Source organism: Providencia sp. PROV205 (genome assembly GCF_028479505.1).
Classification (GTDB): domain Bacteria; phylum Pseudomonadota; class Gammaproteobacteria; order Enterobacterales; family Enterobacteriaceae; genus Providencia; species Providencia huaxiensis.
Window position 1 is genome coordinate 409,829 of record NZ_JAMPNU010000001.1, and the last position, 26,171, is coordinate 435,999.

At 41.0% G+C, this 26,171-nt stretch carries 28 protein-coding genes; 13 read left to right on the forward strand and 15 right to left on the reverse strand.

The genetic code is table 11. From position 1 onward, the window contains the following. Nucleotide 1: 1 nt before the first annotated feature. The 4 genes from fliI to fliF are packed head-to-tail and all read right to left on the reverse strand — an operon-like array spanning nt 2 to nt 4,758. Nucleotides 2–1,366 (reverse strand): flagellar protein export ATPase FliI, encoded by a 1,365-nt coding sequence (fliI, locus tag PR800_RS01945; protein ID WP_102139622.1) that lies wholly within the window; start codon nt 1,364–1,366, stop codon nt 2–4. Then, nucleotides 1,363–2,091: a flagellar assembly protein FliH gene (gene fliH, locus PR800_RS01950; protein WP_210843789.1), complete on the reverse strand. Its 729-nt coding sequence runs from the start codon at nt 2,089–2,091 to the stop codon at nt 1,363–1,365. Before fliH ends, fliI begins: the two co-directional genes overlap by 4 nt. Further along, the gene (gene fliG / locus PR800_RS01955) at nt 2,084–3,076 is read right to left on the reverse strand and encodes a flagellar motor switch protein FliG (RefSeq protein ID WP_004255600.1); all 993 of its coding nucleotides are present in this window, start codon (nt 3,074–3,076) and stop codon (nt 2,084–2,086) included. The genes fliH and fliG overlap by 8 nt, the downstream gene beginning before the upstream one ends. Then, entirely contained in the window at nt 3,073–4,758 is a 1,686-nt protein-coding gene (fliF, locus tag PR800_RS01960) for a flagellar basal-body MS-ring/collar protein FliF (protein ID WP_102139624.1), read from the reverse strand. The genes fliG and fliF overlap by 4 nt, the downstream gene beginning before the upstream one ends. A gap of 246 nt (nt 4,759–5,004) precedes the next feature. Between fliF and fliE the strand changes: the two genes are divergently transcribed. From fliE to cspE, 3 genes are all read left to right on the forward strand, one after another. Next, complete coding sequence (fliE, locus tag PR800_RS01965) at nt 5,005–5,316, forward strand: flagellar hook-basal body complex protein FliE (RefSeq protein WP_102139625.1); 312 nt, start codon at nt 5,005–5,007, stop codon at nt 5,314–5,316. A 454-nt stretch (nt 5,317–5,770) separates the two neighbouring features. Beyond that, nucleotides 5,771–5,983 (forward strand): AAA family ATPase, encoded by a 213-nt coding sequence (locus PR800_RS01970; RefSeq protein WP_102139631.1) that lies wholly within the window; start codon nt 5,771–5,773, stop codon nt 5,981–5,983. 341 nt (nt 5,984–6,324) lie between these two features. Then, nucleotides 6,325–6,537 (forward strand): transcription antiterminator/RNA stability regulator CspE, encoded by a 213-nt coding sequence (gene cspE, locus PR800_RS01975; RefSeq protein ID WP_102139626.1) that lies wholly within the window; start codon nt 6,325–6,327, stop codon nt 6,535–6,537. A 93-nt stretch (nt 6,538–6,630) separates the two neighbouring features. Here the strand turns inward: cspE and aes are convergent, their stop codons facing one another. The 3 genes from aes to PR800_RS01990 form a co-directional block, all read right to left on the reverse strand. Then, entirely contained in the window at nt 6,631–7,596 is a 966-nt protein-coding gene (aes, locus tag PR800_RS01980; protein WP_210843900.1) for an acetyl esterase, read from the reverse strand. Nucleotides 7,597–7,811: 215 nt separating this feature from the next. After that, nucleotides 7,812–7,943 carry an entericidin A/B family lipoprotein gene (locus PR800_RS01985; protein WP_004255580.1) on the reverse strand — a complete coding sequence of 44 codons (132 nt, stop codon included), beginning with the start codon at nt 7,941–7,943 and terminating at the stop codon, nt 7,812–7,814. Nucleotides 7,944–8,495: 552 nt separating this feature from the next. Then, nucleotides 8,496–8,963 (reverse strand): DUF1097 domain-containing protein, encoded by a 468-nt coding sequence (locus PR800_RS01990; RefSeq protein ID WP_210843902.1) that lies wholly within the window; start codon nt 8,961–8,963, stop codon nt 8,496–8,498. 471 nt (nt 8,964–9,434) lie between these two features. Between PR800_RS01990 and PR800_RS01995 the strand changes: the two genes are divergently transcribed. After that, the gene (locus PR800_RS01995) at nt 9,435–9,935 is read left to right on the forward strand and encodes a hypothetical protein (protein ID WP_272530096.1); all 501 of its coding nucleotides are present in this window, start codon (nt 9,435–9,437) and stop codon (nt 9,933–9,935) included. 134 nt (nt 9,936–10,069) lie between these two features. Here PR800_RS01995 and PR800_RS02000 read toward each other — a convergent pair whose 3' ends face one another. Next, nucleotides 10,070–10,987, reverse strand: a complete 918-nt coding sequence (locus PR800_RS02000) for a YadA C-terminal domain-containing protein (protein ID WP_244974726.1) — start codon at nt 10,985–10,987, stop codon at nt 10,070–10,072. A gap of 735 nt (nt 10,988–11,722) precedes the next feature. Between PR800_RS02000 and def the strand changes: the two genes are divergently transcribed. Continuing rightward, on the forward strand, nt 11,723–12,232 hold the full coding sequence (gene def, locus PR800_RS02005) for a peptide deformylase (RefSeq protein ID WP_102139319.1): 510 nt from the start codon (nt 11,723–11,725) through the stop codon (nt 12,230–12,232). Between the two features lie 53 nt (nt 12,233–12,285). On the opposite strand, the gene fliT is transcribed toward def, so the two are convergent. Genes fliT through fliD form a run of 3 tightly spaced genes read right to left on the reverse strand, consistent with a single transcriptional unit; the run spans nt 12,286 to nt 14,524 of the window. After that, nucleotides 12,286–12,675 carry a flagellar protein FliT gene (gene fliT / locus PR800_RS02010; protein WP_102139318.1) on the reverse strand — a complete coding sequence of 130 codons (390 nt, stop codon included), beginning with the start codon at nt 12,673–12,675 and terminating at the stop codon, nt 12,286–12,288. After that, the gene (gene fliS, locus PR800_RS02015) at nt 12,665–13,063 is read right to left on the reverse strand and encodes a flagellar export chaperone FliS (protein WP_004909969.1); all 399 of its coding nucleotides are present in this window, start codon (nt 13,061–13,063) and stop codon (nt 12,665–12,667) included. The genes fliT and fliS overlap by 11 nt, the downstream gene beginning before the upstream one ends. A gap of 18 nt (nt 13,064–13,081) precedes the next feature. After that, nucleotides 13,082–14,524, reverse strand: coding sequence for a flagellar filament capping protein FliD (gene fliD, locus PR800_RS02020; protein WP_272530098.1), 1,443 nt, complete (start codon nt 14,522–14,524; stop codon nt 13,082–13,084). Nucleotides 14,525–14,904: 380 nt separating this feature from the next. Between fliD and PR800_RS02025 the strand changes: the two genes are divergently transcribed. Both PR800_RS02025 and PR800_RS02030 read left to right on the forward strand, forming a co-directional pair. Next, a complete protein-coding gene (locus PR800_RS02025; RefSeq protein WP_210848469.1) occupies nt 14,905–16,008 on the forward strand; it encodes a FliC/FljB family flagellin in 1,104 nt (367 codons plus the stop codon). A gap of 469 nt (nt 16,009–16,477) precedes the next feature. Beyond that, nucleotides 16,478–17,191, forward strand: coding sequence for an RNA polymerase sigma factor FliA (locus tag PR800_RS02030; RefSeq protein WP_102139329.1), 714 nt, complete (start codon nt 16,478–16,480; stop codon nt 17,189–17,191). Nucleotides 17,192–17,444: 253 nt separating this feature from the next. Here the strand turns inward: PR800_RS02030 and PR800_RS02035 are convergent, their stop codons facing one another. Continuing rightward, nucleotides 17,445–17,894, reverse strand: coding sequence for a GNAT family N-acetyltransferase (locus PR800_RS02035; protein ID WP_272530100.1), 450 nt, complete (start codon nt 17,892–17,894; stop codon nt 17,445–17,447). A gap of 209 nt (nt 17,895–18,103) precedes the next feature. Here PR800_RS02035 and cbpA point away from each other — a divergent pair, with 209 nt between their 5' ends. The 3 genes from cbpA (at nt 18,104) to PR800_RS02050 (ending at nt 20,071) form a co-directional block, all read left to right on the forward strand. Next, a complete protein-coding gene (gene cbpA, locus PR800_RS02040; RefSeq protein ID WP_195698774.1) occupies nt 18,104–19,042 on the forward strand; it encodes a curved DNA-binding protein in 939 nt (312 codons plus the stop codon). Further along, the gene (locus tag PR800_RS02045) at nt 19,042–19,335 is read left to right on the forward strand and encodes a chaperone modulator CbpM (protein WP_102139311.1); all 294 of its coding nucleotides are present in this window, start codon (nt 19,042–19,044) and stop codon (nt 19,333–19,335) included. The genes cbpA and PR800_RS02045 overlap by 1 nt, the downstream gene beginning before the upstream one ends. Before the next feature lie 142 nt (nt 19,336–19,477). Beyond that, nucleotides 19,478–20,071 (forward strand): hypothetical protein, encoded by a 594-nt coding sequence (locus tag PR800_RS02050; RefSeq protein ID WP_102139310.1) that lies wholly within the window; start codon nt 19,478–19,480, stop codon nt 20,069–20,071. 67 nt (nt 20,072–20,138) lie between these two features. Here PR800_RS02050 and PR800_RS02055 read toward each other — a convergent pair whose 3' ends face one another. Together PR800_RS02055 and PR800_RS02060 are read right to left on the reverse strand one after the other, a co-directional pair. Next, entirely contained in the window at nt 20,139–20,756 is a 618-nt protein-coding gene (locus PR800_RS02055; protein ID WP_272530103.1) for a bifunctional 4-hydroxy-2-oxoglutarate aldolase/2-dehydro-3-deoxy-phosphogluconate aldolase, read from the reverse strand. A 12-nt stretch (nt 20,757–20,768) separates the two neighbouring features. Then, nucleotides 20,769–21,728, reverse strand: coding sequence for a sugar kinase (locus tag PR800_RS02060; protein WP_272530104.1), 960 nt, complete (start codon nt 21,726–21,728; stop codon nt 20,769–20,771). A 209-nt stretch (nt 21,729–21,937) separates the two neighbouring features. Between PR800_RS02060 and kdgR the strand changes: the two genes are divergently transcribed. Next, nucleotides 21,938–22,720, forward strand: coding sequence for a DNA-binding transcriptional regulator KdgR (gene kdgR, locus PR800_RS02065; RefSeq protein WP_102139307.1), 783 nt, complete (start codon nt 21,938–21,940; stop codon nt 22,718–22,720). A gap of 175 nt (nt 22,721–22,895) precedes the next feature. Continuing rightward, nucleotides 22,896–23,255 carry a hypothetical protein gene (locus PR800_RS02070; RefSeq protein WP_102139306.1) on the forward strand — a complete coding sequence of 120 codons (360 nt, stop codon included), beginning with the start codon at nt 22,896–22,898 and terminating at the stop codon, nt 23,253–23,255. 52 nt (nt 23,256–23,307) lie between these two features. Here the strand turns inward: PR800_RS02070 and PR800_RS02075 are convergent, their stop codons facing one another. Continuing rightward, on the reverse strand, nt 23,308–25,350 hold the full coding sequence (locus PR800_RS02075; protein WP_004255510.1) for a choline transporter: 2,043 nt from the start codon (nt 25,348–25,350) through the stop codon (nt 23,308–23,310). Between the two features lie 209 nt (nt 25,351–25,559). On the opposite strand from PR800_RS02075, the gene betI reads away from it, so the two are divergent. Beyond that, complete coding sequence (betI, locus tag PR800_RS02080) at nt 25,560–26,162, forward strand: transcriptional regulator BetI (protein WP_210843920.1); 603 nt, start codon at nt 25,560–25,562, stop codon at nt 26,160–26,162. The last annotated feature ends 9 nt before the right edge of the window (nt 26,163–26,171 follow it).

The window sequence follows — 26,171 nt, forward strand, 5'->3', positions numbered from 1 at the left end:
GTTATTCGTTGGGAACTACTTGAGTGAGCTGATCACATGCGGTTTGATAGTCACATCGCTCATCAATATCCTGCTGTAAAAAAGTCGACATTCGCGGATAATACTGAATTGCCGTATCTAACATGGGGTCACTGCCCATGGCGTACGCACCCACGTTAATTAAGTCTCGGTTACGTTGGTAACTGGAGGTTAACTGTTTGAAACGTTGAATTTTTCGGTAATGCTCTTTAGGAATGAGCTCCGTCATTGCTCGGCTAATGGATGCCTCGATATCAATCGCAGGGTAGTGCCCTGACTCAGCCAGTGACCGTGAAAGGACAATATGACCATCCAAAATCGCACGAGCCGAGTCGGCGATCGGGTCTTGTTGGTCATCTCCCTCAGTTAAAACGGTATAGAAGGCCGTAATTGACCCACCATTTTTCCCATTCCCCGCACGCTCAACTAAAGCAGGTAATTTGGCGAAAACAGAAGGTGGATAGCCTTTGGTTGCTGGCGGTTCACCGACGGCTAAAGCAATTTCACGTTGTGCCATACTGTACCGGGTAAGTGAGTCCATAATCAGCAACACACTTAAGCCTTTATCGCGAAAATATTCTGCGATACGAGTGGCATAAGAGGCGCCTTGCATGCGCAAGAGAGGGGACACATCGGCGGGTGCAGCAACGACAACAGCACGTTTTAAGCCATCAGCCCCTAGAATATTTTCAATGAAATCTTTAACTTCACGACCTCGTTCACCGATCAACCCAACCACGATAATATCGGCTTGAGTAAAGCGTGCCATCATGCCGAGTAATACACTTTTACCTACACCAGAGCCAGCGAATAGGCCCATACGTTGGCCTCGGCCAACTGTTAATAACGCATTTATTGCCCGAACACCGACATCCAATACACTGCTAATAGGTGTTCGCTCCAATGGGTTAATTGGTGGGGTAATTAAGGGGGCGCGTGTTTTTACCTCTAATGGGCCTTTTCCGTCTAATGGGTTGCCTTGGGCATCAAGCACTCTGCCTAATAATTCATTACCAATGGGGAGTAAGCGGCTGGTTTGCCCGTCATCTCCGGTTGATTGTGCATAAACACGCGCACCAGGAGCGATCCCTTCGAGGTCAGCTAATGGCATAAGTAGCATTCTTGGGCCGTTAAAACCGACGACTTCACAGACTACTTCGTCTGAGCCGCCATTAATTGAGCGCTCAATAAAACAAGTTGCCCCTAAAGGCATTTTAATGCCTTCGGCTTCCATCACTAAGCCGGTGATTTTTGTGAGACGGCCATAACGACGCACCATCGGGATCCCTTTCATCCGCGACTCTAAATCGTCCAACGAGGCAATCCAGCGTCCCAATCGTGCAGTCATGAAAAGCTCTCCGGTGCATATAAACGGCACAACTCTTGCCAGCGTGTCGCTACTGTCATATCAATTTCACCGTCTTCTGCGACGACACGGCAACCACCGAGATGCAATTTAGGATCTGCCACTAAGCGCCAACCATTTAAGTTGAGCAGGGAACCGAGATGCTGTTCAATCAATTCAAAATGATTTGGGTTGACGTGCAGTTCAGGCTGCCCTGCAAAAATTGGCTTTTGCTGCAGTAAGTGGCTGATTTCTTCCAGCAAAGCAGTGCCATCACAAACGGTAGATTGTCCTAACACTTGCTTCGCTGCGGTTAAAGCTATCTGTAGTAGCTTTGTGGTCACCACCGTATCAAAGGTATCGAGTGAATAATTAAATTCAGACAGCAATTTTTGCCATGTTTCAATCACGGGTTGTTGCATAGCGAGCGCTTGCTCACGCCCTTGTTCTTCTCCAGCTCGCAAGCCTTGCTCAAAGCCCGCTTGGTAACCTTCTTGCTGGCCTTTTTCATGCCCTTGTTGGAAACCAGTGCGCTGAGCATCTTCTTTTATGTTATCGAGCAAGTTAATTTGCTCTAACACTTCTTTTGGCTCAAGGCACGGGACTTTTGGCGCATCAGGCTCAGGGACATCGCTTAGTGTGGGGATACCTGAGTTGAGGTCCCATTGATTAAGCTCACGCAGTTGCCAAGGTTGCCATTGGTCATTTGGAATTGTTGACTTAGACATAGACATCGTCTCCACCACCTATAGCGATTTCGCCTTTTTCGACTAAACGGCGAACGATAAGCAAAATGGCTTTTTGTTCGTTTTCCACTTGAGACATACGTACAGGAGAGCGCGATTCCAAATCGTCGCGCACGATTTCTGCAGCACGAGCGGCCATATTGTTGAGGAAGTGGTCGCGCAGAGCTTGGTTGCTGCCTTTGAGGGCAATAACCAGTGAGTCTGTCGAAACATCCTGCAAAATACGTTGAATGCTGCGGTTGTCCACCTCGATAAGGTTTTCGAATAGGAACATTTCGTCAATAATGCGTTGAGCCAGTTCACCATCGTAATCACGCATTGCATCGATAACGCTTTCTTCTTGCTGGCTTTTCATCAAGTTGATGATTTCTGCCGCAGTTCTCACGCCACCCATTTTGCTGCGTTTGAGGTTTTGGCCATCCAGTAAGTTGTTCAATACCTCGGTTAATTCCGCTAATGCAGCAGGTTGGACACCACCGAAGGTGGCGATACGTAACATAATATCGTTGCGTTGGCGCTCTTCGAATAATTCGAGGACATCCGCTGCAAGATTGCGTTTTAAGTGAACCAAAATAGTCGCGATAATTTGCGGATGTTCATCACGGATAATATCGGCAACGGTTTGGGGTTCCATATAGTTGAGGCTTTCGATCCCCGAGGTTGTTTCTTGTTTTTCAAAGATATCCTCAAGTAAGCTTGCAGCGCGTTCTTCGCCAAGTGCTTTCACCAATACAGAGCGCAGATAGTCATTCGTGTTGATATTGAGAGCCGCGAATTGGATCGCTGACTCTTCAAATTCCGTTAATACTTCTGCCAGTTCGTTATTTGAAATTTGGCGCATGTTTGACACTGCCATACTCAATTGTTGAACTTCTTTAGGATTCAGGTGCTTAAAGACTTCTGCAGCCTGATCTTCACCGAGCGTCATTAACATCACGGCACTTTTTTCTGTTCCACTTAAACTCATTGGGATTTTCCTAACCACTGACGGATAACCATTGCCACGATTTGTGGGTCTTTTTCTGCCATTTCACGTATGCGTTGGCTTTGGATTTCAGCACTAACACGTTGACGAGTCAGGCGACGGCGTGTTTGCTCATCCATTTCTTCATCAATCGCTTCATCAACCACGAGCGGAGTTTTCAGTTGCGTGGCAACAAAAACCTCAGCTTCGGCTTGGGCTTGCTGTGTCTTACGGTATTTAACCCATTGTGGTTTGATACCAAAACGCCACATAAACCAAGCAATAATGGCAATAAGCAGTATTTTTCCGTAATCCAGAAGCTGGGCAATAAATTGTGGGCTTTCAAGTAACGAAGGCACTTCTTCAATAGGTGTCTCATTGGTAAACAATGAATTCGTAATATTGAGAGAATCACCTCGTGCAGTGGAAAAACCCATTGCTTCGCGTGTTAATGCTTCAATTTGTTGCAGCATCTCTGGCGGTAATGGTTTCATTTCTGGGCCATTTTCACTGTCTTGTGAATGATAATTGACAATAACTGCGACCGAGAGCCTATCGACGACGCCAATTTGCCGTTGGGTATGACTAATTTTGCGATCTACCTCGTAATTCGTCGTTTCATCGCTTTGTGAGTTCGAAACGCTATTACGGTTATTTGCCGTTTGAGCGCCATCTTTATTGTCTTTATTGGTTTCAATTGGTGCATTTGGCGCACTAACGGGTTGATTAGAAAGCGCACCAGGCACTCCACCTGTTCCGCCATTGTTATTTTGCATACTTTGGCTGTTTTGGCGGGAACGAATAGCGGCGCTATCTGGTGTTTGGTTGGGTTTATATTCCTCTGAAGTTTGTTCAACTTTTGAGAAATCCATTTGTGCGGTGACTTGTGCGTGGATATTAGCGCGCCCTACGAGAGGGGATAGAATATCTTCGATGCGCTGTTTAAGATGGGATTCCATCTCTTTGGTCATTTTAATTTGTGCGCTGTTTGCCGATTGCTGGCTATTATCGTTATTGGTGAGTAAGCGACCCGCTTGGTCAACAATAATGACATTACTGGCGGTTAGGCCTGTTACGCTACTCGATACCATATGGACAATGGCGCTGATTTGTCCCTCATCAAGCATTCTTCCCGGTAATAAGCCAACCGTCACTGAAGCGGTTGGTAGCTTTTGCTCTCGTACAAATAATGTTGGTTTAGGAATGGCTAAATGCACCCGAGCACTTTGTACTGGGCTTAGTGATTCAATAGTTCGAGAGAGTTCACCCTCTAATGCGCGTTGGTAGTTGATTTGCTCACTAAATTGGCTGATACCAAATTGTTCTTTATCTAATAATTCAAAACCGGTATTGCCGCCTTTGGGTAAACCTGATTGAGCGAGTTTTAAACGTAATTCATGCACTTTATCTGCAGGAACTAAAATAGCGCTACCATTATCAGCAATTTGATAAGGCACATTCATCTGAGTTAGCTGGCCAACAATATCGCCACCATCTTTAGCACTTAAATTGCTAAGAAGTACACGGTAGTCAGGGCTGCGTAACCAGAGGAGAAGGGCGACAATAATTGAAACAGCCGCAGCTGCCGCAATCATTAACGGTATTTTAGGATCAGCTTTAATCCTTTCAACTATAGAGGCAAAACCCTTTTTGGCCTCCCCCGTGTCTTTAGATGCGGCACTCATAAATATTCCCTGCTTGGCAGACTACTAGACGGATGAAAATACTTTTGGTGAAACAATGTTATTTCCCTCTTCGTAACGTCACTTTTTCACTTTGCTATTATTTCTTGTTTTTGAGGGTTCTAATGACGGAATCAGCCTATAAAATTGGTGTTATTTATCGGCTTCAAGTTAAAAAGGGTGTGATAGGGTAAGCTGGCCAATATAGGTTAGTGAAAAATTCACAGTAATTAATAAGAAGAGAATCGAATGACAGTTCAAGCGATTGAAGGGGTTATTTCACAATTAAATGTCGTGGCAACCCAAGCCACTAACCCAATTAAACCAGCAATTGAGCCAGTTGGATTTGCTGACCATCTGGTTGCTTCGGTAAATCAAATTAATAAAACGCGTAATGATTCAGCGAAGCAAGTTGAAAACTTCACTTTAGGAAAGCAAGATATTTCCTTGAATGACGTGATGGTTGATATGCAAAAAGCGAGTTTAAGTTTGCAAATGGGAATTCAGGTACGTAATAAGCTGGTGGCAGCGTATCAAGAGATTATGTCTATGCCTGTGTGATTTAGCTATCAGTTTGAATATGATAAATTGGTTGCCTTGCTATTACTCTTTTGGGGAAGTGGTGGGGCATTTTTATTGCCAATAATAATCAGTTCGCATATTGTAATTAGGTACTAAAGCATAGGAAGAACAGTATGAAACAAATTATTGATAAGTGTTTTGTTATGGTTTCATTCGTGATTGTTGGGTTATCATTTGTATTTGCTGGCGGGTTTCCGTTTGATCCAACTGAGAAAAACAGTCAATTATAACTATAATGGATTACAAAATTTGCAAGCTGCGTGATGCGGCTTTTTTGTTACCTTAAATCCTACTTTATATATTGTTGTGGGTCATCAAAACTCATTTTATCAACGAAATATCAAAATAATAATTTAGAACACTGAAAAGTATTGGTATGATAAATAAGTACATATACTTAGTATTTTATGCGAGAAAAACACAAGCAATCATTATGAAATTAATTACCGCACTATTTTGTCTTTTTTTAATTACAGGCTGTACATTCACGCCTTCCTTTGAACCTAATAAATCAACATGGCCTAAACCACATAAAGACACCCGTTCATCGGAACAAATAAAAGCCGATAGAGAAGCGGTTCATGAACAACAGCGAGCTGTAATGAGAGGTGAAAGACCGGATTACGGTGTTTTTGATAGGTACTAAGCATGACAACGCATATTATAGTGAGATAACTAACTGCTTAATATTTATAATATTATTGGGTTAAATGATATCTATATTATCTACAATTAATGTGTGAAGTATTGGTGTGGCAAATAGATTGCAAAAATAATATTTGCCATTTGGTTATAAGTGTGGCTTAATATGCTCACTGGTTTGGAAGTACAGGCCTATTTATGTTAGTCAGTTTTAAGATGTTCACCATTAAGCGTTATCTCAGATACCACTTCATTGCGAATTCCTTCTAATTAATTCCCATAAGTACCACAAGAAACAAACCGCAACATGCCTTATGGCAATTTTAAAAAATTAAAGGAAATTCTATGTCTAATACAATGACTGGTTCAGTAAAATGGTTTAACGATGATAAAGGTTTTGGCTTCATTACACCTGCAGATGGCAGCAAAGATGTATTTGTTCATTTCTCTGCAATTCAAAGCGAAAGCTTCAAAACTTTAGCAGAAGGCCAACAAGTTACATTCACCATTGAAAATGGTGCGAAAGGCCCAGCAGCAGCTAACGTTATCGTAAAATAACGATAAACTAAAAGCTAAGAATTCAAAACCTCGCCAAGTGCGAGGTTTTTTCGTTTTAACTCTGTGCTATTTTCAATAAATACTGTATGAATATCATAAAAGTTGTTTGATAAAATAATTTGCGCCATCACGAATTGCTTCATCTGAAATTTGCATCATGCGTGAGTAATGTAAGAAGGCATGCAAAGTACCTGGGTACATTTTATATTCACAAGGCATATTGTTAGTGTCGAGTGTTCGGAATAAAGCCAAGCTATCATCTAATAGCGGGTCAAATTCCGCACTAGCAATAAAGCAAGGTGGGATGCCGTAGGTTAAGTCATTATTGAATAAGCAGTAATAAGGGGCACTTCTATCACCATTTCCCCCGAGATAGGCATTATCATAATTTTCTAAGTCTTCTTTTTGTAACCCATCCCATTCCCCACCATATAGCTGTCGGCTGATTGAATCCTGCAAGCCATAAAGCCCATACCACAATAAAACGGATTTAATATTAGCATTTTCTATAGTGTTATCTCGTAACCAAAGGACAGATGCAAGAGATAACATTGCGCCAGCTGAATCACCTGCAAAGCCAGTTTGTTGCATATTGATATTATGCTGTGCGGCATTTTGTTGATAATACCGATAAACGGTGGATATTTCTTCAATGGCTTGGGGGTAGCGAGCTTCAGGGGATAATGAATAATCAACTCCAATAACTGTACAGCCCGAATATAGTGCCAGTAAGCGCATAATACGTTCGTGAGTCTGTAAATTACCTAAAATAAACCCACCGCCATGGAGATAAAATAAGGTGGCTGATGGGGATTTAATCGGCTGAAATAGTCGAGTCAAAATATTGCCATATTGAGTTGGTACTTGAATATCGTAAATATTGTGCATCATTGGTGCTTCTGCATTCCAATATTTTCTATCTTCTATATACGCTTGTCGCATTCCGTAATAGCTGGTGTCAATAGGGGAAGGGGATGGGTTTTCTGCATAAAATTGCATTACAGACTGCATTTCAGGTGAAATGTGGTCTAACACATTAATTTTATTTTTCGGGTTCATTATGCTCTCCTAGCTGGATGGTTTCCATTGTAAAAGAGAGACATAATTAAGTTGTGATCCTGTTAGCCAATATTAAAATGTCCTACGTTTTAATAGAGTCGGGTTTAGGAATTTATTGGTACTTCAATTTATATACCAAGCGGTGAAACAGTCACCGGTTGGTATATATACCAGTTTTAGTCGAGGTAGCTAATATTTAAGGATGGCGGTAATCATCATTTGGCTGCTCTTTGTATGGCTTCGCCACCTGCTTCGATATCCTCACCAACACCTTTGGTGGTATTGCATGCGCTTAAAGAGAATACGACAGCTAATGAACATGCTAAAAAACAAATTTTTTTAATCATATCTTCTTCCTTTCGTTAGATTCAATTGCAGGTCATAAGATATTTCTTGTTTAAGTATAACAGAAAAATAAGAATACATTTTTAAGCCCCCATAATTTTATGGTTTGATAATGCAAATTCCATTAGCCTATCATTCTATTTTGCCTGTATTTTCAGATTAACAGGCTGGGTTATTGATCATTAAAAGTGAATTACACTGAATTTTAAAGGGTAGGGTTTTAGATATCTTTGATAAAAGCGGAATGCAGAAAAATCCGAATTACATAATGTAATTAAATTAATGAATATAGGAGGGGTCGATATTTAACCAGTTACATAAGCTTGGTTAATATAAAATAGAGTTTAATCTTAGGATATTATCATTTTATTAACAATATTGTCGTTATTATATTTGTAAGTGTAAGTAAGAATACTTAAAGTGCTGTCTGATTAATTATTAGTTAAATCAAAATGTTATATCTTGCCGCTGGGGAAATTTAATGTAATATCGAATTCGTTTGAAATTCCCTTGGTTTCATTGATTTATTTAAACCGCCACATTGGCGGTTTTTTTTAGCCTTTATCCGATGAGAACTTTTCAGATAGCCAAAGTCCACTCTTCTTCATTGCAAAACCAAATAACACACCGATGAGTAATGATTGAATAGTCACCAACCAAGCACCTTCAGTGGCAAAAATAGTACAGGTACCGACAAACGTACCGGGTATATAAGAAAGCCACTGTTTTTTCGCTTGTATACACATCAAAAAGGCAACTATACCGGTAACAAAGTACCCTACAAAGTGAGGTAATTGTTGCAGGTAGTCACCGCTATGCAGGATCACTAAACCCCAAAATACGCCGCTACAAACAGTTAATGTGGTCACACCTAGGCCTTTAAGCCCATTTTTAGGGTAAGCGAAATAAGCCGTACAGCCTAAAAAGCCTGCCCAGCCGATTAACCCTAAGCTATCTGCAACCCAAGCCCATACTCCAGAGAGAATGGCGGTTGTTAAAGAAAGACAAAATAGTAATTTCACAATATATACTTTACGTTATGGTTATTTATTAATAATGCTGTTAATAAATGATTATCTGTAGCCTGTTCATCAGTGACAAAAACCGAGCTGCTACAAAATCAATTCATCATAAAGTGAAGTTGTAACGATTCAGCTATATTATTATTCGAGAGCCTTCTAGGGGTTTTAGGTATTGCTAGAGGGGTAACTGATTAATAATATGATGGTTATCTGTAACTGTCGTGACTCTGGGACTGTATAAAGCAGAGCATTGTATAGAGCCAGCTGAAATCTGGCAATGAGTATACGCTGAATTATATGTTTTAACTTTATCTTATTGATAATGATTAATTATATGTGAATCTCGTGTTAAACAAATCACTTGAAATTTGAAAATCAATTTGTGAGTGAGTTACTGGTTGACGGTTTTTTTACTTTAATTTAACCCCTTCCCCCTGTAGCATAAAGTAAATTGGCGAGTGAGGTGAGAGTATGAAATGGATGATAGCTGGGGCTGCCGCGCTGTTGTTGATTGGGTGTGATGATACATCGACCGCACCATTTGGCTTAAACTGGGGTCAAAGTATGGATAGCATCAGCTTTATTAAGGTGGGGGATTGCCAAGTAAATGGCAGTAAAACTGTTTGCACTTTTGGGCAACAAAAGCCGTTTAATGATTGGAGCTATGAAAACCAACTCACTTTTGATGGCGGTGTACTCATTCAAGTTGCAACCACACTTGTTGGGGTCGAGGATTATGCTTCACCCAAACCCGATTTCGCTAACTTTCAACAAAAGCTAGAAAACGAAATGGGCTATTTGACAAAACAGGGCTTTAACTCGCAAATTGCCAGTGAAGTTCTCACTCAATGCCAGTCTGAAACCAGCTGTAATAAAGTGAGTGAGTCGTCGAACACGCGTATCGGCATGTCTAACCTTTGGGTTACTATTAACTCAACACCAATCGCGATTGTGACTTATCACCAAGGTTAATTTCAACTCAGAGATTGTTAATTTAGATATTGGCCGATTAAGGCAATTAAAAATAGTACCAATATATCATTGGTACTATTGGTTAAGGTTATATAAATAATTTATAAGGTTATATGAAAATAGGCGTTAGAGAGTTACCAACCGAAGGCGACACCCGCTCCGATAACGGCAGCATCTGAATTGTTCCAAGAAACAGAACTGCGTAAGTTGATATTTTCTTTTAGTTGATATTGAGCCCCGGCAGCGATCGCTGAGCCATTTTTGTAGTTCCCCACGCCAACCCCGGCACTAAAGCGGGTATTTGTTGCGTAAGGGATATTGCTCATTGCAGCAACGGATGCAATACCCGCATTTGCTTCTTGGGCACGCTTATCTATTTTGCTATCAAGCTGGCTGACCCCATGGTCAAATTTATTTTCTAACTTTGTGAATTTAAGTTCGTTCGCTTTTTGCGTTTTTGCGGCATCACTTTTTAGGGTCTTGATTGACGAGGTATTTCCAACGACTTTTTTATCGAGATCCTGAATGTTAGTATTTAATTGTTCAGTGACTTGGTCGGCTGCATTTACACCAATTAATGCACCTTGCACATATAATTCGACTTCTTTTAATTTTGAGTCAAATGCATGGTGTTTTTTTTCTCTATCTTTGTTTATTGAGGTAACTTGGTCATTAATTAAATCAGTGTTACTTTGTATTTTTTCAGCGTTTACATTGTAATAATCAAGTATAGAATTATCTACGGTATCTCGTAACTTTGCTAACTCGTTTCGTATATTCGTAGTTTCTGATTTAAGCCTATTGTTATTATTTTTCTTTAATCTATTAATGCTATTATTAAAACTTGAATCCATCTGATTTATTTGGTTATCAATATTATTGATTCTTTCATTAATACCAATAATGCTTTTAACGTTGTTCTTGATGCCATATGCGTTGATATCACTTAATGTTGGTGCGGGCTTTGAAAATGAAGTGTTGGCTGCTGCATTATAAGACAAACCGCTGAGTAATATAGCCACTAAGTGACGAGCTAATGCTTTCTTTTCCATGTGTTAATTTCCGTATTATTTAAATTATTATCTAAAGAAGAGTGAAGAGGGGATTTGTTTTTCTCAACTTATTTATAATAGAGTCATTTCTCTGGCGGGTAAAATCGATTTTTTAAATTATATTTGTTCGGAATATTCGTGTTTGACTGGAATAAATACAGTGCTATCTATTTTATATATGGAATATAGGGTTGCTTATTTGAATGAATTATAAAATACAATGCTTATTATTTTTTATGTATTAATTCAATTAAAAATAACTTCAATGTGGCCTAAATATATTCTGATGAGGAAACTGTAAAATGCAAAAATAGTAAAACGTTAAAATAGTATAAGCAAAGAAATGCCATCAGAGGGTGAAGCTAAAAATGGCAGGAAGCCAACAAAGGAGCAGCATTTTTTCTATTTTAGATGTTTTTTTTCAAATAACGTGTTATTTTTCTGTAAAATTTTATGTGTCTTGTGTTGCTTAAGCAGATAGGTTAAGTAGGTTAGTGCTAATTTATTGATGTTTAAAATAAAATTATCTATCTGGTTAATAATGCCACTTTTTGCATGTTGTTGATGAAATAGAAAGACGATAATATTTTGTCTGTTCGCCATACTTCACAGGCAGGGCTGTGACGGCAGTTAACGGCTTTAAAACCGTGGTTATTGCATGTCGTCACTGTAGTTTAAAGTATTTTGAATTATTGATATTTGAATAAAAGCAATCGAATTTATAGGGTTTAAATTATGGCAGTAAGAGAAATTATTGAAATTCCAGATGAACGACTGCGCATTAAATGCAGCCCAGTGACAGATTTCGCTGCAGTACAAACCTTAATCGACGATTTGTTAGATACCATGTACAGCACCGATAACGGCATTGGCCTCGCTGCTACGCAAATTGCTGAAACTAAATCCATTATGGTGATTGATATTTCAGAAAACCGTGATGAGCCGATGGTATTTGTTAACCCTGAGATTGTCGAAAGTGAAGGGGAAACCAGTTACCAAGAAGGGTGCTTGTCAGTGCCGGAGATCTACGCGGATGTAGAGCGTTTCCTGCGCGTTAAAGTGAAAGCGTTCGATAGGCACGGTAAAGCGTTTGAAGTGGATAGCGACGAGTTCTTAGCGATTGTCATGCAACATGAAATCGACCACCTACACGGTAAAGTGTTTCTTGACCATTTGTCTCCGTTAAAACGCAATATGCTGTTGAAAAAACTGAAAAAGCAGCAACGTTTAAAACAGCAACAGTAGGCTGTGATCCGAAAGGGAAGAGGGTGTCAGGTTTGTTGGCCTGACACTTAAATTCATTCCATGGGGCGAACGACTAACGGGGTGTCTGGCTCATCAAATTGGCCATAGCTATTATTGAGTACCCGTTTTTGGTCTAATTGCTTAATTTCTTTGCTTAAAAAGTTTAAATGCTGTTGTAAATATTCTTTAGTAACACGTTCATTTTCGATAATTTTATGCAGTAACTGAATAAACTCTTCAGTGATGGGCTGCTGTTGTTCGAACGCTTGCGTTAACTCGGTGAGGTTTTCCACCGCAAGGACATATTCTGTCTCTCGGGAGACCAACGTCTCCCATTCCCCGGATTGCGCTAAGGCAACTAAATTTTCACTTAATACTAAGACATTACGGTATATTTCTTGTAAATCGATAGGATTTTTATTGTCCACCTGATTATCTTTCATCCACATTTGCACCGATTTGTTGCCACGCAGAGGCGATATCGGAGAGTAACTGGTAAACTTCTTGGACATAAGCCACGTTGTTTTCGAGGTTGGCGCGAAGTAACTGCATTGTCATGTACTCATACAAACTTGCCAAATTTTCTGCAAGTTCGCCGCCAGCTTCATAATTTAACGACTGCTTTAACCCTGTGTCAATGATGTCGATAGCTTTTGAGATTTCTTTACCTTTTTCCGCCACCTTACCCTGTTGCATAAAAATTTCCCCGCGTTTTAGGGCACTTAGCGCCCCTTTAAACAGGATTTGGATCAGTTGGTATGGGGTCGCGTTGGTGATTTCACTCTCCAAATCGACCTGCTGATAGGCTTGCTGTGCGTGTCGTTGATACATGTTTTTAACCTAAAAGTATTAGCCTAATAATCGGCCTAATGAATTACTGGTGCTGTTCAGTGACGTCATCATTTTATCGAGGTTTTGGAATTGACGACGGTACATGTCCATGGTGTTTTCGATTTGTTTATTGGTCTGCTCAATACGTTTGTCTAAGCTTTTCTTTTTCTTTTGGATACCATCGGTGGCGTTGTGCAGCGTGCCTTCTTTGCTGTCCAAGGTGTCTTTCAAGTAGTTAAAGTTTTCAGTACCAAAACCGGTTTCTTTACCGTCACCAGCAAAAAATACTTTGACGCTCGATGGGTTTTCTTTGAGCACTTTATCCAGCACTTTATTATCAATTTCTAAGGTGCCATCCAGTTTTTGCTTAATCCCCATTTTGCTCAGAGTGTCGATGTCCCCACTTGCTTGAGGAGCCCGAACTTGGGTACGCAGGGTGCTCTGGATCATGCGTAAAGTGGAATCACCAATCAGTGGACCATTGGTTTTATCTGGCGCGGTGCCTTTTTCCGTTGGCGTGTATTTGGTGAGTTCTTTGGCTAATGTTTGGAATTCGTTATAGGCATCCACCCACGCTTTAATTTTACCTTTGGCGGGTTCGATATCTTCAGAAACGATTAGGTGGTCAGCTTTACCGTCTTCGCTTTCTTTTTTCAGCGTTAAGGTTAAACCGGGAAACAGGTCTTTGGCTTCATTGGTTTGTGACTCTAATTTGAAACCATCGATTTCCAGTAAGGCGGTTTGTGGGGCCACTTTTTGCACCATACCACTGGTGTCGGCATTTTTTAAGGTGACCTTACCATCCGCATCAATTTCAGACTCAACATTAAGAATAGCAGCCAGTTTGTCATCGCCTTCCACATTGATGCTAATACGGTTTTCACTACCTTCTTTTTTAGAAGTGATGACAAGGTGGTAAATATTGTCTTTGTCTTTAATGACCGATGCAGAAACGCCTTTATCGGTTTTATTGATGGCGTCGGCAATTTCAATCAATGAGGTGTGCTCGTTATCCAGCTTGATAACGATTTTATCTTTATCTTCTTTTTGTGACGGTTGCGTGATGGTAATGGTTCGCTCAGGTGCACCATTGCCCAGCAATTCTTTGTTGCTATTGTTTGGCGTCCCTTTGGTAGCGATAGTTTGCGCTTTTGCTAACTGAGTGACCAATACATCATGCACCCCCGCGACCGCTTTGCCGTCAGTTTTCACATCAAAGGCTTTATATTCACCATTGACTTTAGTGGTACTGATATCACCATATTTTTTTAAGTCTTCAGCGGCCTTTTTCAGTTTTTCTAAGGACGACTGCATTTTGCCAAAGGCGCTAATTTGCGCGTCGTAGCTGGCTTTTTGCGTGGTTAACGGCTCTAAACGACGGCGCTCCATCGCTTCTAATTGGTCCATTTGCACGTTTAAATCTAAGTTTGACCCGATACCGAGTGTGGATATTCCTGCCATGTTTTCTCCTATTCTATGTCTGTGACATAAACTCTGAAATAAAATTTATTTAGAGTCTTATCGGCAAAACGGAGCAAAATTTTAGACTATTCTGAAAAAGAGTGATGGCGAGAGCTGATAAGAGAAAAGTAGGTAATTATCCCTATTGAAATTAAATAATAAGAAAATTAATAAAAATAAATGGATGTGTTAAAAATGAAAGTGTTAAAAATAATGGCATTAAAAGCGGGCTGTAAAGCCATTTCCAACCTGACAGATAAAAATTTTCATCAAAAAGCCTAAAGGGGACTTTTTTGTAGCCGATAACCTAGTTGCTGACGAAATTCATCAAGTTAAGCATTGCGGCTTAACACATTAATTTGAATAATAAGGATCACATCATGGCACAAGTTATCAACACTAACATTCTGTCTCTGACCACTCAGAACAACTTAAACCGTTCACAAGGCGTACTGGGTACTGCAATTGAGCGTTTATCTTCCGGTTCACGTATTAACAGCGCTAAAGACGATGCGGCTGGCCAAGCAATTGCTAACCGTTTCACTGCAAACGTTAAAGGTTTAACGCAAGCAGCGCGTAATGCCAACGACGGTATTTCTATCGCACAAACTGCGGAAGGTGCGGTTAACGAAATCAACGATAACTTACAACGTATTCGTGAGCTGACTGTTCAAGCAAGAACGGGTTCAAACTCAGAATCTGATACTCAATCAATCCAAGACGAAGTTAAATTACGTATGGATGAAATTAACCGTATTTCTGAACAAACTCAGTTTAACGGTGTTAAAGTTCTGAGCAAAGACACAACGATGAAAATTCAAGTTGGTGCTAATGATAATGAAACTATCGGCATTGAATTGAAACAAATTGATAGCAGCACGCTGAAATTAGATGAATTAGATTTATCTAAGAAAGGTATGGTAGGTGATAAAGTTTCTACCATTGAAGTTAAAGCCGCAGTAACAACTGGTACTCCTGCCCCAGCAGTTAATGCTGATTTTGATGATCTAGGCAAAGGTGCAGAGGTTTATCAGCAGCTAGATAAAGATGGTAAAGTCGAGGCTGACAAGTATCTGGTTAAGAAAGAAGGAAAGTTCTATGCAATTGAAAAAGGCGATTTTGATACCACCACTGGCAAGCTGAAAGCCGGAGCTGCTGGTGCTGATAAAGTTGATCCAGCTAAAGCAAAAGCAGTTGAAATGACCATCGCCGAAGAACCTTTAGCAGCGTTAGATTCAGCTCTGAAACAAGTTGACTCATTCCGTTCTTCTTTAGGTGCTATCCAAAACCGTATGCAGTCTACTATCAACAACCTGAACAACTCTGTTAACAACCTGAGCGCAGCACGTAGCCGTATTCAAGACGCTGACTTCGCAACAGAAGTTTCTAACATGAGCCGTGGTCAAATCCTGCAACAAGCAGGTACAGCTGTGTTAGCACAAGCTAACCAAGTTCCACAAGGTGTTCTGAGCCTGTTACGTTAATTCGTAATTGGTTGATTATATTGAAGGCCAGCGATGCTGGCCTTTTCTTTATCGAACGGTCGTCATACTTCAAGTTGTAGATGCGTTGGCTTCACAAGGTCACCCGAATCACATACTTTAGTATGCTCATCGGGATAACCTTGATTGCCGCCTTCCTACAACTCGAATTATTTAGACCTTGCTTTAGCATTTTTTAGGTCGAAAACCAAGCCAAACCAAATTAACTCCTAAAGATAATCCCTTTCAAATCAAAAATTGCTTCTCAACAAAGCAACCACTCCCACTTCTATTACCAGTAAAACTCCCTAAAAATTGTGTTAAAACAATCATTAACGTTGTGGTTATTCAAATTTTACCTATTTAGGATAAGGCAAATAAAGCTATATTTAGTGCCTTACTCTACGGATTGAATTCAAAACCAACACAGATAATGAATACCTTTTATAGAGCTTGAAGGGTGATTCAGGTTGTGAGTGATTTGTATACTGCCGAAGGTGTGATTAATAAAAATAGCCTATGGGAGCGTTATTACCCTCTAATACGCCATGAAGCCCTGAAACTGCAAGTCAGACTACCCGCCAGTGTTGATATCGACGACTTAATTCAAGCGGGGGGCATCGGTTTACTGCATGCATTGGAACGTTTCGATGTCACCCAAGGGGCGTCATTTGCCACTTATGCGGTGCAAAGAATTCGGGGTTCGATGCTAGATGAACTGCGTAGCCGTGACTGGGTGCCGCGCAGTGTGCGCCGCCAAGCGCGTGAAATGACCAAAGCCATTGGTGCGTTGGAACAATCGTTAGGGCGAAGTGCGACTGAGCCGGAAATCGCCAAAGCGCTGGATATTGACCTTGCGGAGTATCGCCAAGCATTACTGGACACCAATAATAGCCAACTGTTTTCTTATGATGAGTGGCATGAAATTCATGGGGAAAGCTGTGAGCCGCAAATGGATGAGGACGATGGCGGTAACCCGTTGAGTCTGTTGTTAGATTCCAGCTTGCGTGACCAAATTGCGGCGGCAATCAATCAGTTACCAGAACGCGAAAAAATGGTGCTGACGCTGTATTACCAAGAAGAGCTGAATCTGAAGGAGATTGGGGCGGTGCTGGAGGTTGGGGAGTCGAGGGTGAGTCAGCTTCATAGTCAGGCTGTAAAACGCCTCCGCGGCAAATTGAAGTGATGCTCGTCATACTTCGCACCACAGCGTTGTTGGCTTCACTAGTTCACCCTAGTCACATACTGATGTATGCTCCTAGGGCTAAACTAGCTAGCCGCCTAGCTGTAGCACGAATTATTTAGAGCATCAGTATTGAGATATTTTAATACTCATTTAAATTAAATTTGTTTTTATGTGTCTATGTCAGTCTTTTACTAACGAGATGAGTTGCTTATCACTCTATCATTTTCTACGTTTTTAGTAATTTTACTTTCTATTATTCATCCAGTTTTGCCGATCTAACCAAAAAATTCTCTGCCGTGGTGTGCCATGCTCTCGGGGATTGGGTGAAGCCCAGTTTTAAATATTCGGTGAGGTTGCTGTCGGTGGAGAAAAATAAAATCTGGCAGTCGGCGGGGAGTTCTTCAGCGACGAGGCGCATTAATTGGCGGTCGATGCCGTGTTTTTGATACTGAGTATCAACGGCCAGTTCGCAGATATAACAACAAGAACTAAAATCCGTTACTGTGCGGACAAAACCGACCACCTGTTCCTCATCCCATGCACTAACCAATAAATCCGCGTTATTTAGCATTGCATCTAATTGAGTGGGGTTATCGGTTGTCACCATTTCTTTAAATGGTGATTGGCGAATCAATCGAACAAAATCCTCAATAGAGATGGCAAAGTTGACTTTATAGTTCAGGCGATTGGCAAGCGCATCCATAGAGTTCCCCTATTAATCAAACTACCCTCTTATAGGTTTAGCCTGAAATAGCGTAAATTTCCTGTTTTTTGTGGAATTTTATCATGGCCTAGCTATTCCAATTAGTGCGTAAATGTCCTAAGTTAAATTCAAGGTAGTCGTGATGTTTAGCCCAACAGGGTAAATACCATAAGAATTCTATTCAACAGATAAGTGAACGAGATATGACGATGGAACTAAAGGATTATTACAGCATCATGGGTGTTAAGCGCACCGATGATTTAAAAACCATTAAGACCGCGTATCGCCGTTTAGCGCGAAAATATCACCCTGACGTGAGTAAAGAACCCGATGCCGAAGCACGCTTTAAAGAAATTGCGGAGGCTTGGGCGGTACTTGGTGACAAAGAAAAACGTGCAGAATACGATGAAATGTGGGAACACAGGAATGACCCCTATTTTAACCAAGCTAACCAAGGCCAACAAAGCCGCACCTATTCCCAGCAAGGGTTTGATGAAGGCGGCTTTGATGACATTTTTTCATCGATGTTTTCCCAACGTGCACGGGGTGGCACAAGGCAGGCACGCAGCCATCGCGGGCAGGATTTAGAGGTTGAACTGGCTGTTTTCCTTGAAGAAACCCAAGAACCCCATAAACGTACCATTAGCTATAACTTACCTGTTTATAACGCTTTTGGTTTTATCGAAAACGAAGTCCCTAAAACACTTAACGTGACTATCCCTGCAGGGGTGATTGACGGGCAACGTATTCGCTTAAAAGGGCAAGGCACTGCGGGGGAGAATGGCGGTGAAAATGGCGACCTATGGATAACTATCCGCATTGCACCGCATCCATTATTCGATATTAAGGGCCATGATCTTGAAGTGGTTGTGCCATTAGCCCCTTGGGAAGCCGCTCTAGGGACAAAAGTCACCATCCCAACATTAAAAGACCCGATTGTGATCACCGTTCCTGCTAATAGCCAAGCTGGCCAAAAATTACGCCTTAAAGGTAAAGGGCTGAAACATAAAGGTACAGCAGGGGATCTGTACGCGATTATAAAAATCGTGATGCCAAATAGCAGTAATGCAGAAGCGGATGCACTGTGGCGGAAATTGGCGGAGACTCAGCAGAGTTTTGACCCACGTAAAAATTGGGGAGGCAAATAATGGAACAGTTCACATCATTAACCGTTATTGATTTTTGCGTTCATACTGGTATTGCTGAAGATGAATTACAGGAAATCGTCGGCCTTGGGATAATTCAACCCATTGAAACGACTAATGAGTGGTTGTTTGATGACCAAGCGGTAGTCATTGTGAGAAGAGCCGTGCGTCTTTACCATGAATTAGAAATTGACTGGCCGGGCATCGCAATGGCGATGAGCCTATTGGACCAAAATGAAATGCTCCAACGCGAAAATGAGATGTTGCGTTTACAGTTAAAACGTTTTATTGGTTAGGTTTCTGATAATTTAATGACTATTGAGCTTTCTATATAGAGTCTGTTTCATTTTGGCCTTATGCATTGAATTAAAGTATAGGGCCAATTCATTCAATACCTATAAAAATTTAATTGTATTGTGAACGATATAAGAGGCTTTGATGTTAACTACTGATTGGCGACCTGAATGGGGGAATATTTATTCATGGGTTGCAATGGATAAAAACGGTTATTTAGCATTTATGCTGAATAATTGCTGGGGATGGTTACCCAAAGTGTATATCAACATACCTAATATTAGTGAGTTATATGTTGATTTAAGCGAGTTTATATATTGTGAATCGGCTAAATATGAAAATAGCATACAGAAAAATGGTGATTTTTCAGTTGATCTATTTTCCTATTGGAAATACAAGCATTATTCCCAAGAAACTGTTTTTACCAGTTATAAAAATCGTTTAGATGAAGGTAATAAACTGACAGATGCTTATCTTGCAACACAAAAGGGAATATTTGTATTTGAAGGCATTGAAGGCTATAACCAAGGGGAAGACTTTCCTGTGGGCTATGAGGGTGAAACAAAAATGGGAGATTATTTTCGCCATTTAGTGCCAACGATTTATGCGACAATATCAGATATACCTATCCCTCTAAGGCAATACATTGTCGTTTCTGATACTTTAGATTTTACCAAAGATAGATTGTTAGATAATGATAAAATCAGCGAATATTTTACTCGAATGTATTCTATCTAAACCATTAGCAAAAAGCCCTTACCATCCAGTAAGGGCGCAATAACAACAACGAGATTTTTATTATTAATTAAATAGCCGCTGCTTCGGCAATGAGTTTGCCGAGCTCTTGCCAGTTTTCACTGTCGATAAGGTCATTCGGTACCATCCATGAACCGCCGCACACTAATACAGAAGGTAATGCGGTGTATTCTTTAATGTTTTTCACACCGATACCGCCAGTTGGCATAAATTTAACCGGGTAAACCGCGCTGAGAGCTTTGAGCATGGCAACTCCGCCAGAGGCTTCGGCTGGGAAGAATTTCAATGTGGTGAGGTTAAATTCAAGGGCTTGCTCTACTAAGCTTGGACTATTAACCCCAGGAATGATAATCACGTTCTTTTGTTGGCAATAAGCCACAATTTTCGGGTTAAAGCCCGGGCTGACGATAAAATCCACACCCGCTTCAATGGCTTGGTCAACTTGCGCTGTGGTTAATACCGTACCTGCGGCAATCAGTAATTCAGGGTAGGCCGCGCGCATATTTTTAATCGCTTGTACCGCTGCAGGGGTGCGGAAGGTGACCTCTGCACATGGCAGTCCATTTTCCACTAAAGCTTTTGCTAATGGCGCACCATGCTCTGCATTATTAATGGTGATAACAGGAACAACATTGAGTTTCTTAATTCTTTCAAGTAATTGATTCATGGTTAAAGCCTCTTAACATTTTACTAAAGCAGTGGTTGGCATGGCCTCGGATGGAATAATCGCTCCCCGGTGTTGGATGACGCTTCCAGCCAGTAAATGACCTGTTTTTGCCGCTTCGCATGGGTTGCCACCTAAAATACGGCAAGCAAGGTAGCCGGCACTAAAGGAATCCCCTGCGGCAGTGGTATCAACAACATGGCTTATTTTATTCGCAGGGACTTCAATACGTTCGTTATCAATAACGACGAAGCAAGCCTCAGCACCGCGCTTGATCACTATTTCGTTCACGCCATATTGTTGGGTACGTGCAATTGCATCATTTTCATGAATGTCACCATAAAGCAACTGTTCGTCATCAAAGGTCAAAAAAGCGATGTCGGTTAAAGTGAGAATTTGCTGATAAGCTTGTTGAGCGGCTTGTTTTGAAGGCCAAAGCGCAGGGCGATAGTTATTATCGAAGACAATTTTAGCGCCGTGTTGTTTAGCATGTTGTAACATTTCAAATAACAACTGACGTGAGGCGTCAGGTAAAATGGCTAAGCTAATGCCACTTAAGTAGATAAATTGTTGTGAATTAAGTACTTGCTGTGTGTGGGCTTTGCTATTGCTATCAAGACAGACGGCATCAAGCCAAAATTTTGCCGCGGCATTATCTCGCCAATAGAAAAAGCGACGTTCGCCATCAGCGGAGGTTTCGATTAAATACATCCCAGGCAAATGTTTGTCCGAAATAAAGACTTCTTCAGTATTGATGCCTTCTTGTTGCCAACTGCTTAGCATTTGCTGGCTGAATGGGTCTTTACCTAAACCAGTGATGTAACGGGTTGTCACGCCATGGTCTTTTGTTAAACGAGACAGGTATAGTGCGGTATTGAGTGTATCCCCACCAAACGTTTGTTTATAAAGTTCACCCGATTTTTGCAACTCAACCATGCATTCACCAATAACGGCAACTTGCGGATGTGTATTCATTTTCACCACCTGCGCGATTACGACTTAATAAACTATTGCTGACTTAATGATGCTATTAAAACCCATTTCAAATAGAACTTCAATGAAAATGAAACGCTGTTTTAAAAATATTAAATCACCGTTCTTGTTTTTATCATGATAGCCACTTATGCTATCCGCTGGGGTGTAATGTCGATATCAATTTATAGTTATAGGATGATGGAAAAGTAATGGATAAAACGACTCAAACGGATGCTGTTTCAGCAGTGGTTAAGGTATTTAGCATTCTTAGCGCCCTTGGTGAGCAAAAAGAGATTGGTGTATCTGAGCTTTCACAGCGTTTATTGATGTCAAAAGCCACGACATTTCGTTTTCTGCAAACGATGAAACAGCTAGGCTATGTGGATCAAGAAGGTGAAGCGGATAAATATTCCCTAACATTGAAATTATTCGAGTTGGGAGCGAAATCCCTTGAGTATGTGGATTTAATTGAAATTGCAGATACAGAAATGCGTCGTATTGGCCAATTAACCCATGAAGCGGTGCATTTGGGCGCTTTAGATGAAGATGCCATTATTTATATCCATAAAATCGACTCGAGTTATAATTTACGCATGTATTCACGGGTTGGGCGTCGTAACCCATTGTATTGCACAGCAATCGGTAAGATTTTACTCGCTTGGCAAGATGAAGGATCCATTCGTTTAGCATTGAAAAACGAAACTTTTAGCCAAAAAACGGCAACAACGATTTTAACGTTAGAAGACCTGCTGGTGGAATTAGCCACAGTTCGTGAATGCCATTATGCGCAAGACAGAGAAGAGCAAGAGCTAGGCCTGCGCTGTATTGCTGTGCCAGTGTATGACCGGTTAGGCCATGTGGTTGCAGGGTTATCGATTTCGTTCCCAACGATTCGTTTTGATGAGCAGCGTATTGGTGACTACGTCCAATTACTGAAAACAGCGGGTCGTAATATTTCAGAGAAAATGGGCTATCACCAATATCCATTATAGGGGTGATATAACAGGATTAAGCCAGTTTTAATGATGTATCAATCAATTGATTTAATAACCCATGTAAATTATTTATTTGAATATTAAGGTGTTATAAATTTCACTTATTATTATCCAACACCATGTGTTGCTGCTGACATATAATATTTACTTATGAACACAGCAGGAAATAGATATGTTTAAAAAGGTTATTGTTGTTATTTTTCTTTGTTTCACTTCTTATGGCTTTGCCAGCGACTTTACATTTAAAGAAAAGTCACCCGCTGATCGCGAGTTTAGTCAAGACTACCAAGGAATTAAAAAATTACAGACACAACAAAAGTTTGTCTTTGATCCCAAAAAGAAACTTCCACAAGAAGAACAAAGTTATCAAGCTTTGTTAGAACAGCGAAATGCAGATGAAAATGCGTTTTCAAAACATTTTAATGTGTGTGATGTTAACCCGACGGGAGCAGGGTGCCCTAATTCAATGGCTTGGATGAATGACCGCCAGCAAATGAAAAAAATGCTAGAGCAAGCGGGCCGCCCATATTGATGCGTTGTTCATCTGTTGACTCTAAGGGAGCATCGCCCCCTTAGAGTTCAAACTAGACAGATTCAGGGAATGTTAAGGTTGCACCGGGGGCTTCACGGCTTAAATGAATGAAATTCATATGTTTTTCATATTGGTCTAGAATATCGCTAATCACTTGTTCTTTGGTGTAATCCATTAAATCATTCCCTTGTGAGCCTTCCCATAAGAAGGTTTCTAAGCGGTAATAATGGGATTTCCCTGAACGTGCGCGATAGGTAAAACCGGGAACTGAATAGCGCTGTGGCCACACTTGGTAAATAAAGCTTTGTTCTTCACCTAGGTCGACTGTTAATTCTAAATGGTCTAATCGCTCATCAGCAATGGGTGGTAAGGTGTTAAATTCCACTTTTGCTCCCCTTAAACTGAGCTCTTTCGCCACTTCTTGCATGGCAGGAATGCAGACCAAATCAAGCATACGCTGGGTATAAGTCGTTCCCGGGAAATTCATCACTCGTCCCAAACGCTGTTTCCAATTCAGTGTTCCGTTGCCATATAGTGGTGCAGGGGCATTGGTATTTAGCGAACTAACGCGTCTAAAGTCCTCAACTTTTAATGACTTATATAGCCCAGCCATAATAAAGAAGATAACAAAACTAAAGGGCAAGCCCATGATCACCGTCGTATTTTGTAACGCAGCGACGCCATCCGTCATTAACATCCCTAAGGTAAGTAAGCCAATTGCGACAGACCAGAAAATTCGCAACCAATTAGGGGCATCATTGTTAATATCACTGAGTTTTGAGGTGAAATTGCCTAATACTAATGAACCGGAGTCAGCAGAGGTGACATAGAACAACAGCCCAGTAATGGTTGCAACAGAAGCGGTTAGGCCAAAGCCGGGGTAAAGTTCAAGTAGTGAATAGAAGCCTTTTTCGGGGGCGTCGAGGACGGTTTTTGCAAGTTCACTATTGCCGTGAATGATTTCATACAATGCACTATTACCAAAAATAGATAGCCATAATAGTGTGAAAACAAATGGAATAATTAATGTGCCAATCACAAATTGTCGAATAGTCCGGCCGCGAGAAATACGAGCAAGGAATAACCCAACAAATGGTGACCATGCTACCCACCATGCCCAGAAAAACAGCGTCCAGCTATTCATCCAATCCGTTGGGCGGTCAAAGGCAAAGCTATTGAGGGTCATACCCATAAAGCGGTTGATATAGTCCCCCACATTCAGCACTAAGGCATTGAGTAAGAACTCAGTATCGCCGACAAATAAGATAAATAAAATCAAACCAAATGCTAACAGCACATTGAGCTCGGATAACACCCGAATGCCTTTATTTACCCCTGATGTGGCGGAGATCACGGCCATAATCACCGATAGCAGGATCAACCCACTTTGCACGGGGAGCCCTTGAGGTAAGTCGAATAATACTTTGAGGCCATAATTCAGCTGAACAACCCCAATCCCCAACGTTGTTGCGATACCAAAAATCGTCCCTAATACCGCAGCAATATCCACAGTATGGCCAATTGGGCCGTCAATTCGTTTACCAAATATTGGATAAAGTGCGGAGCGAATGGTCAGCGGCAAGTTATAACGATAACTGAAATAACCCAGTGCAATTCCCATTAAGGCATACATAGACCAGCCCGTTAGGCCATAGTGGAACAGTGTCCACACCATCGCCTGACGAGCTGCTTCTAAGGTTTCGCCTTCGCCCGTTGGCGGCAGCATATATTGGGTGACCGGCTCAGCGACGGAGAAAAACATTAAATCGATACCAATTCCTGCGGCGAATAGCATCGCAGACCAACTGAGCACGCTAAATTCAGGTTTAGATTGTTCAGGGCCGAGTTTGATATTACCAAAGCGTGAGGTAGCAACGAAAATGACAAAAACAATATAAAGCGTTGCTGCTAGCAGGTAATACCAACCAAAGGTTTTAGATACCCAGCCAAGGGCGGCAACGATCCACTGATTTGCTGTTTCGGTCATCAAGATGGTGAAAAAAGAAAACGCCAGAATAAGACCGGCGGAAGTAAAAAAAACCACAGAATTCAGTTTATCCTTCTGCTTATTCTTTGGACTATTTTGAGTTGTCATTGGACATTCCACATTTTTATTTATTTAACAGGTTAAAATTACTTTCTAAGCTAATTGATTGATTTATTAGCCAAGATTTGGTTTTTGTTATCTTCTCTCTTATGTTAATTGTGAATGAATTGTTGTAAACAATAGTTAATATTGATTGAACATTCAATCAAAAAAACGTTTAATACAAGGGATCAATGTATTTTTTAGGTTCAAATACCATGCCGAAGATAGGAATGCAGTCGATACGTAAACAACAGTTAATTCAAGCCACATTGGCTGTGATTAATGAAGTTGGAATGCAGGAAGCTAGTTTTGTGTTAATTGCCCGTAAAGCCAGGGTTTCTACAGGGATCATTAGCCATTATTTCCGTGATAAAAATGGCTTGCTTGAAGCCACTATGCGCCATATTCAATACCAACTAGGGTTTGCGGTTGCAATACGTTTACGGATGTTAACCGGAGCGGAGCCAAAACTACGAATTCAGGCAATTGTTGAGGGCAACTTCGACCCAACGCAAACCAGTGAGGCCGCGATGAAAACGTGGCTAGCCTTTTGGGCTAGTAGTATGCATCAACCGAATTTAAACCGTTTACAGCAGGTTAATGACCGACGCTTGTATTCAAACTTAAGCTATGAGTTTGGGCGGGTGTTAAACAAGGCGGATGCGCGGATGGCAGCGAAGGGGCTGGCGGCTTTAATTGATGGCCTATGGCTACGTAGTGCTTTGAGTAATGAACAATTCCCTGTTAAGGATGCACTCAAAATCACTAACGAATATATCGATATGCAACTACAACGTGCTGAGGTTTTAGAAACCTAATAACCAATT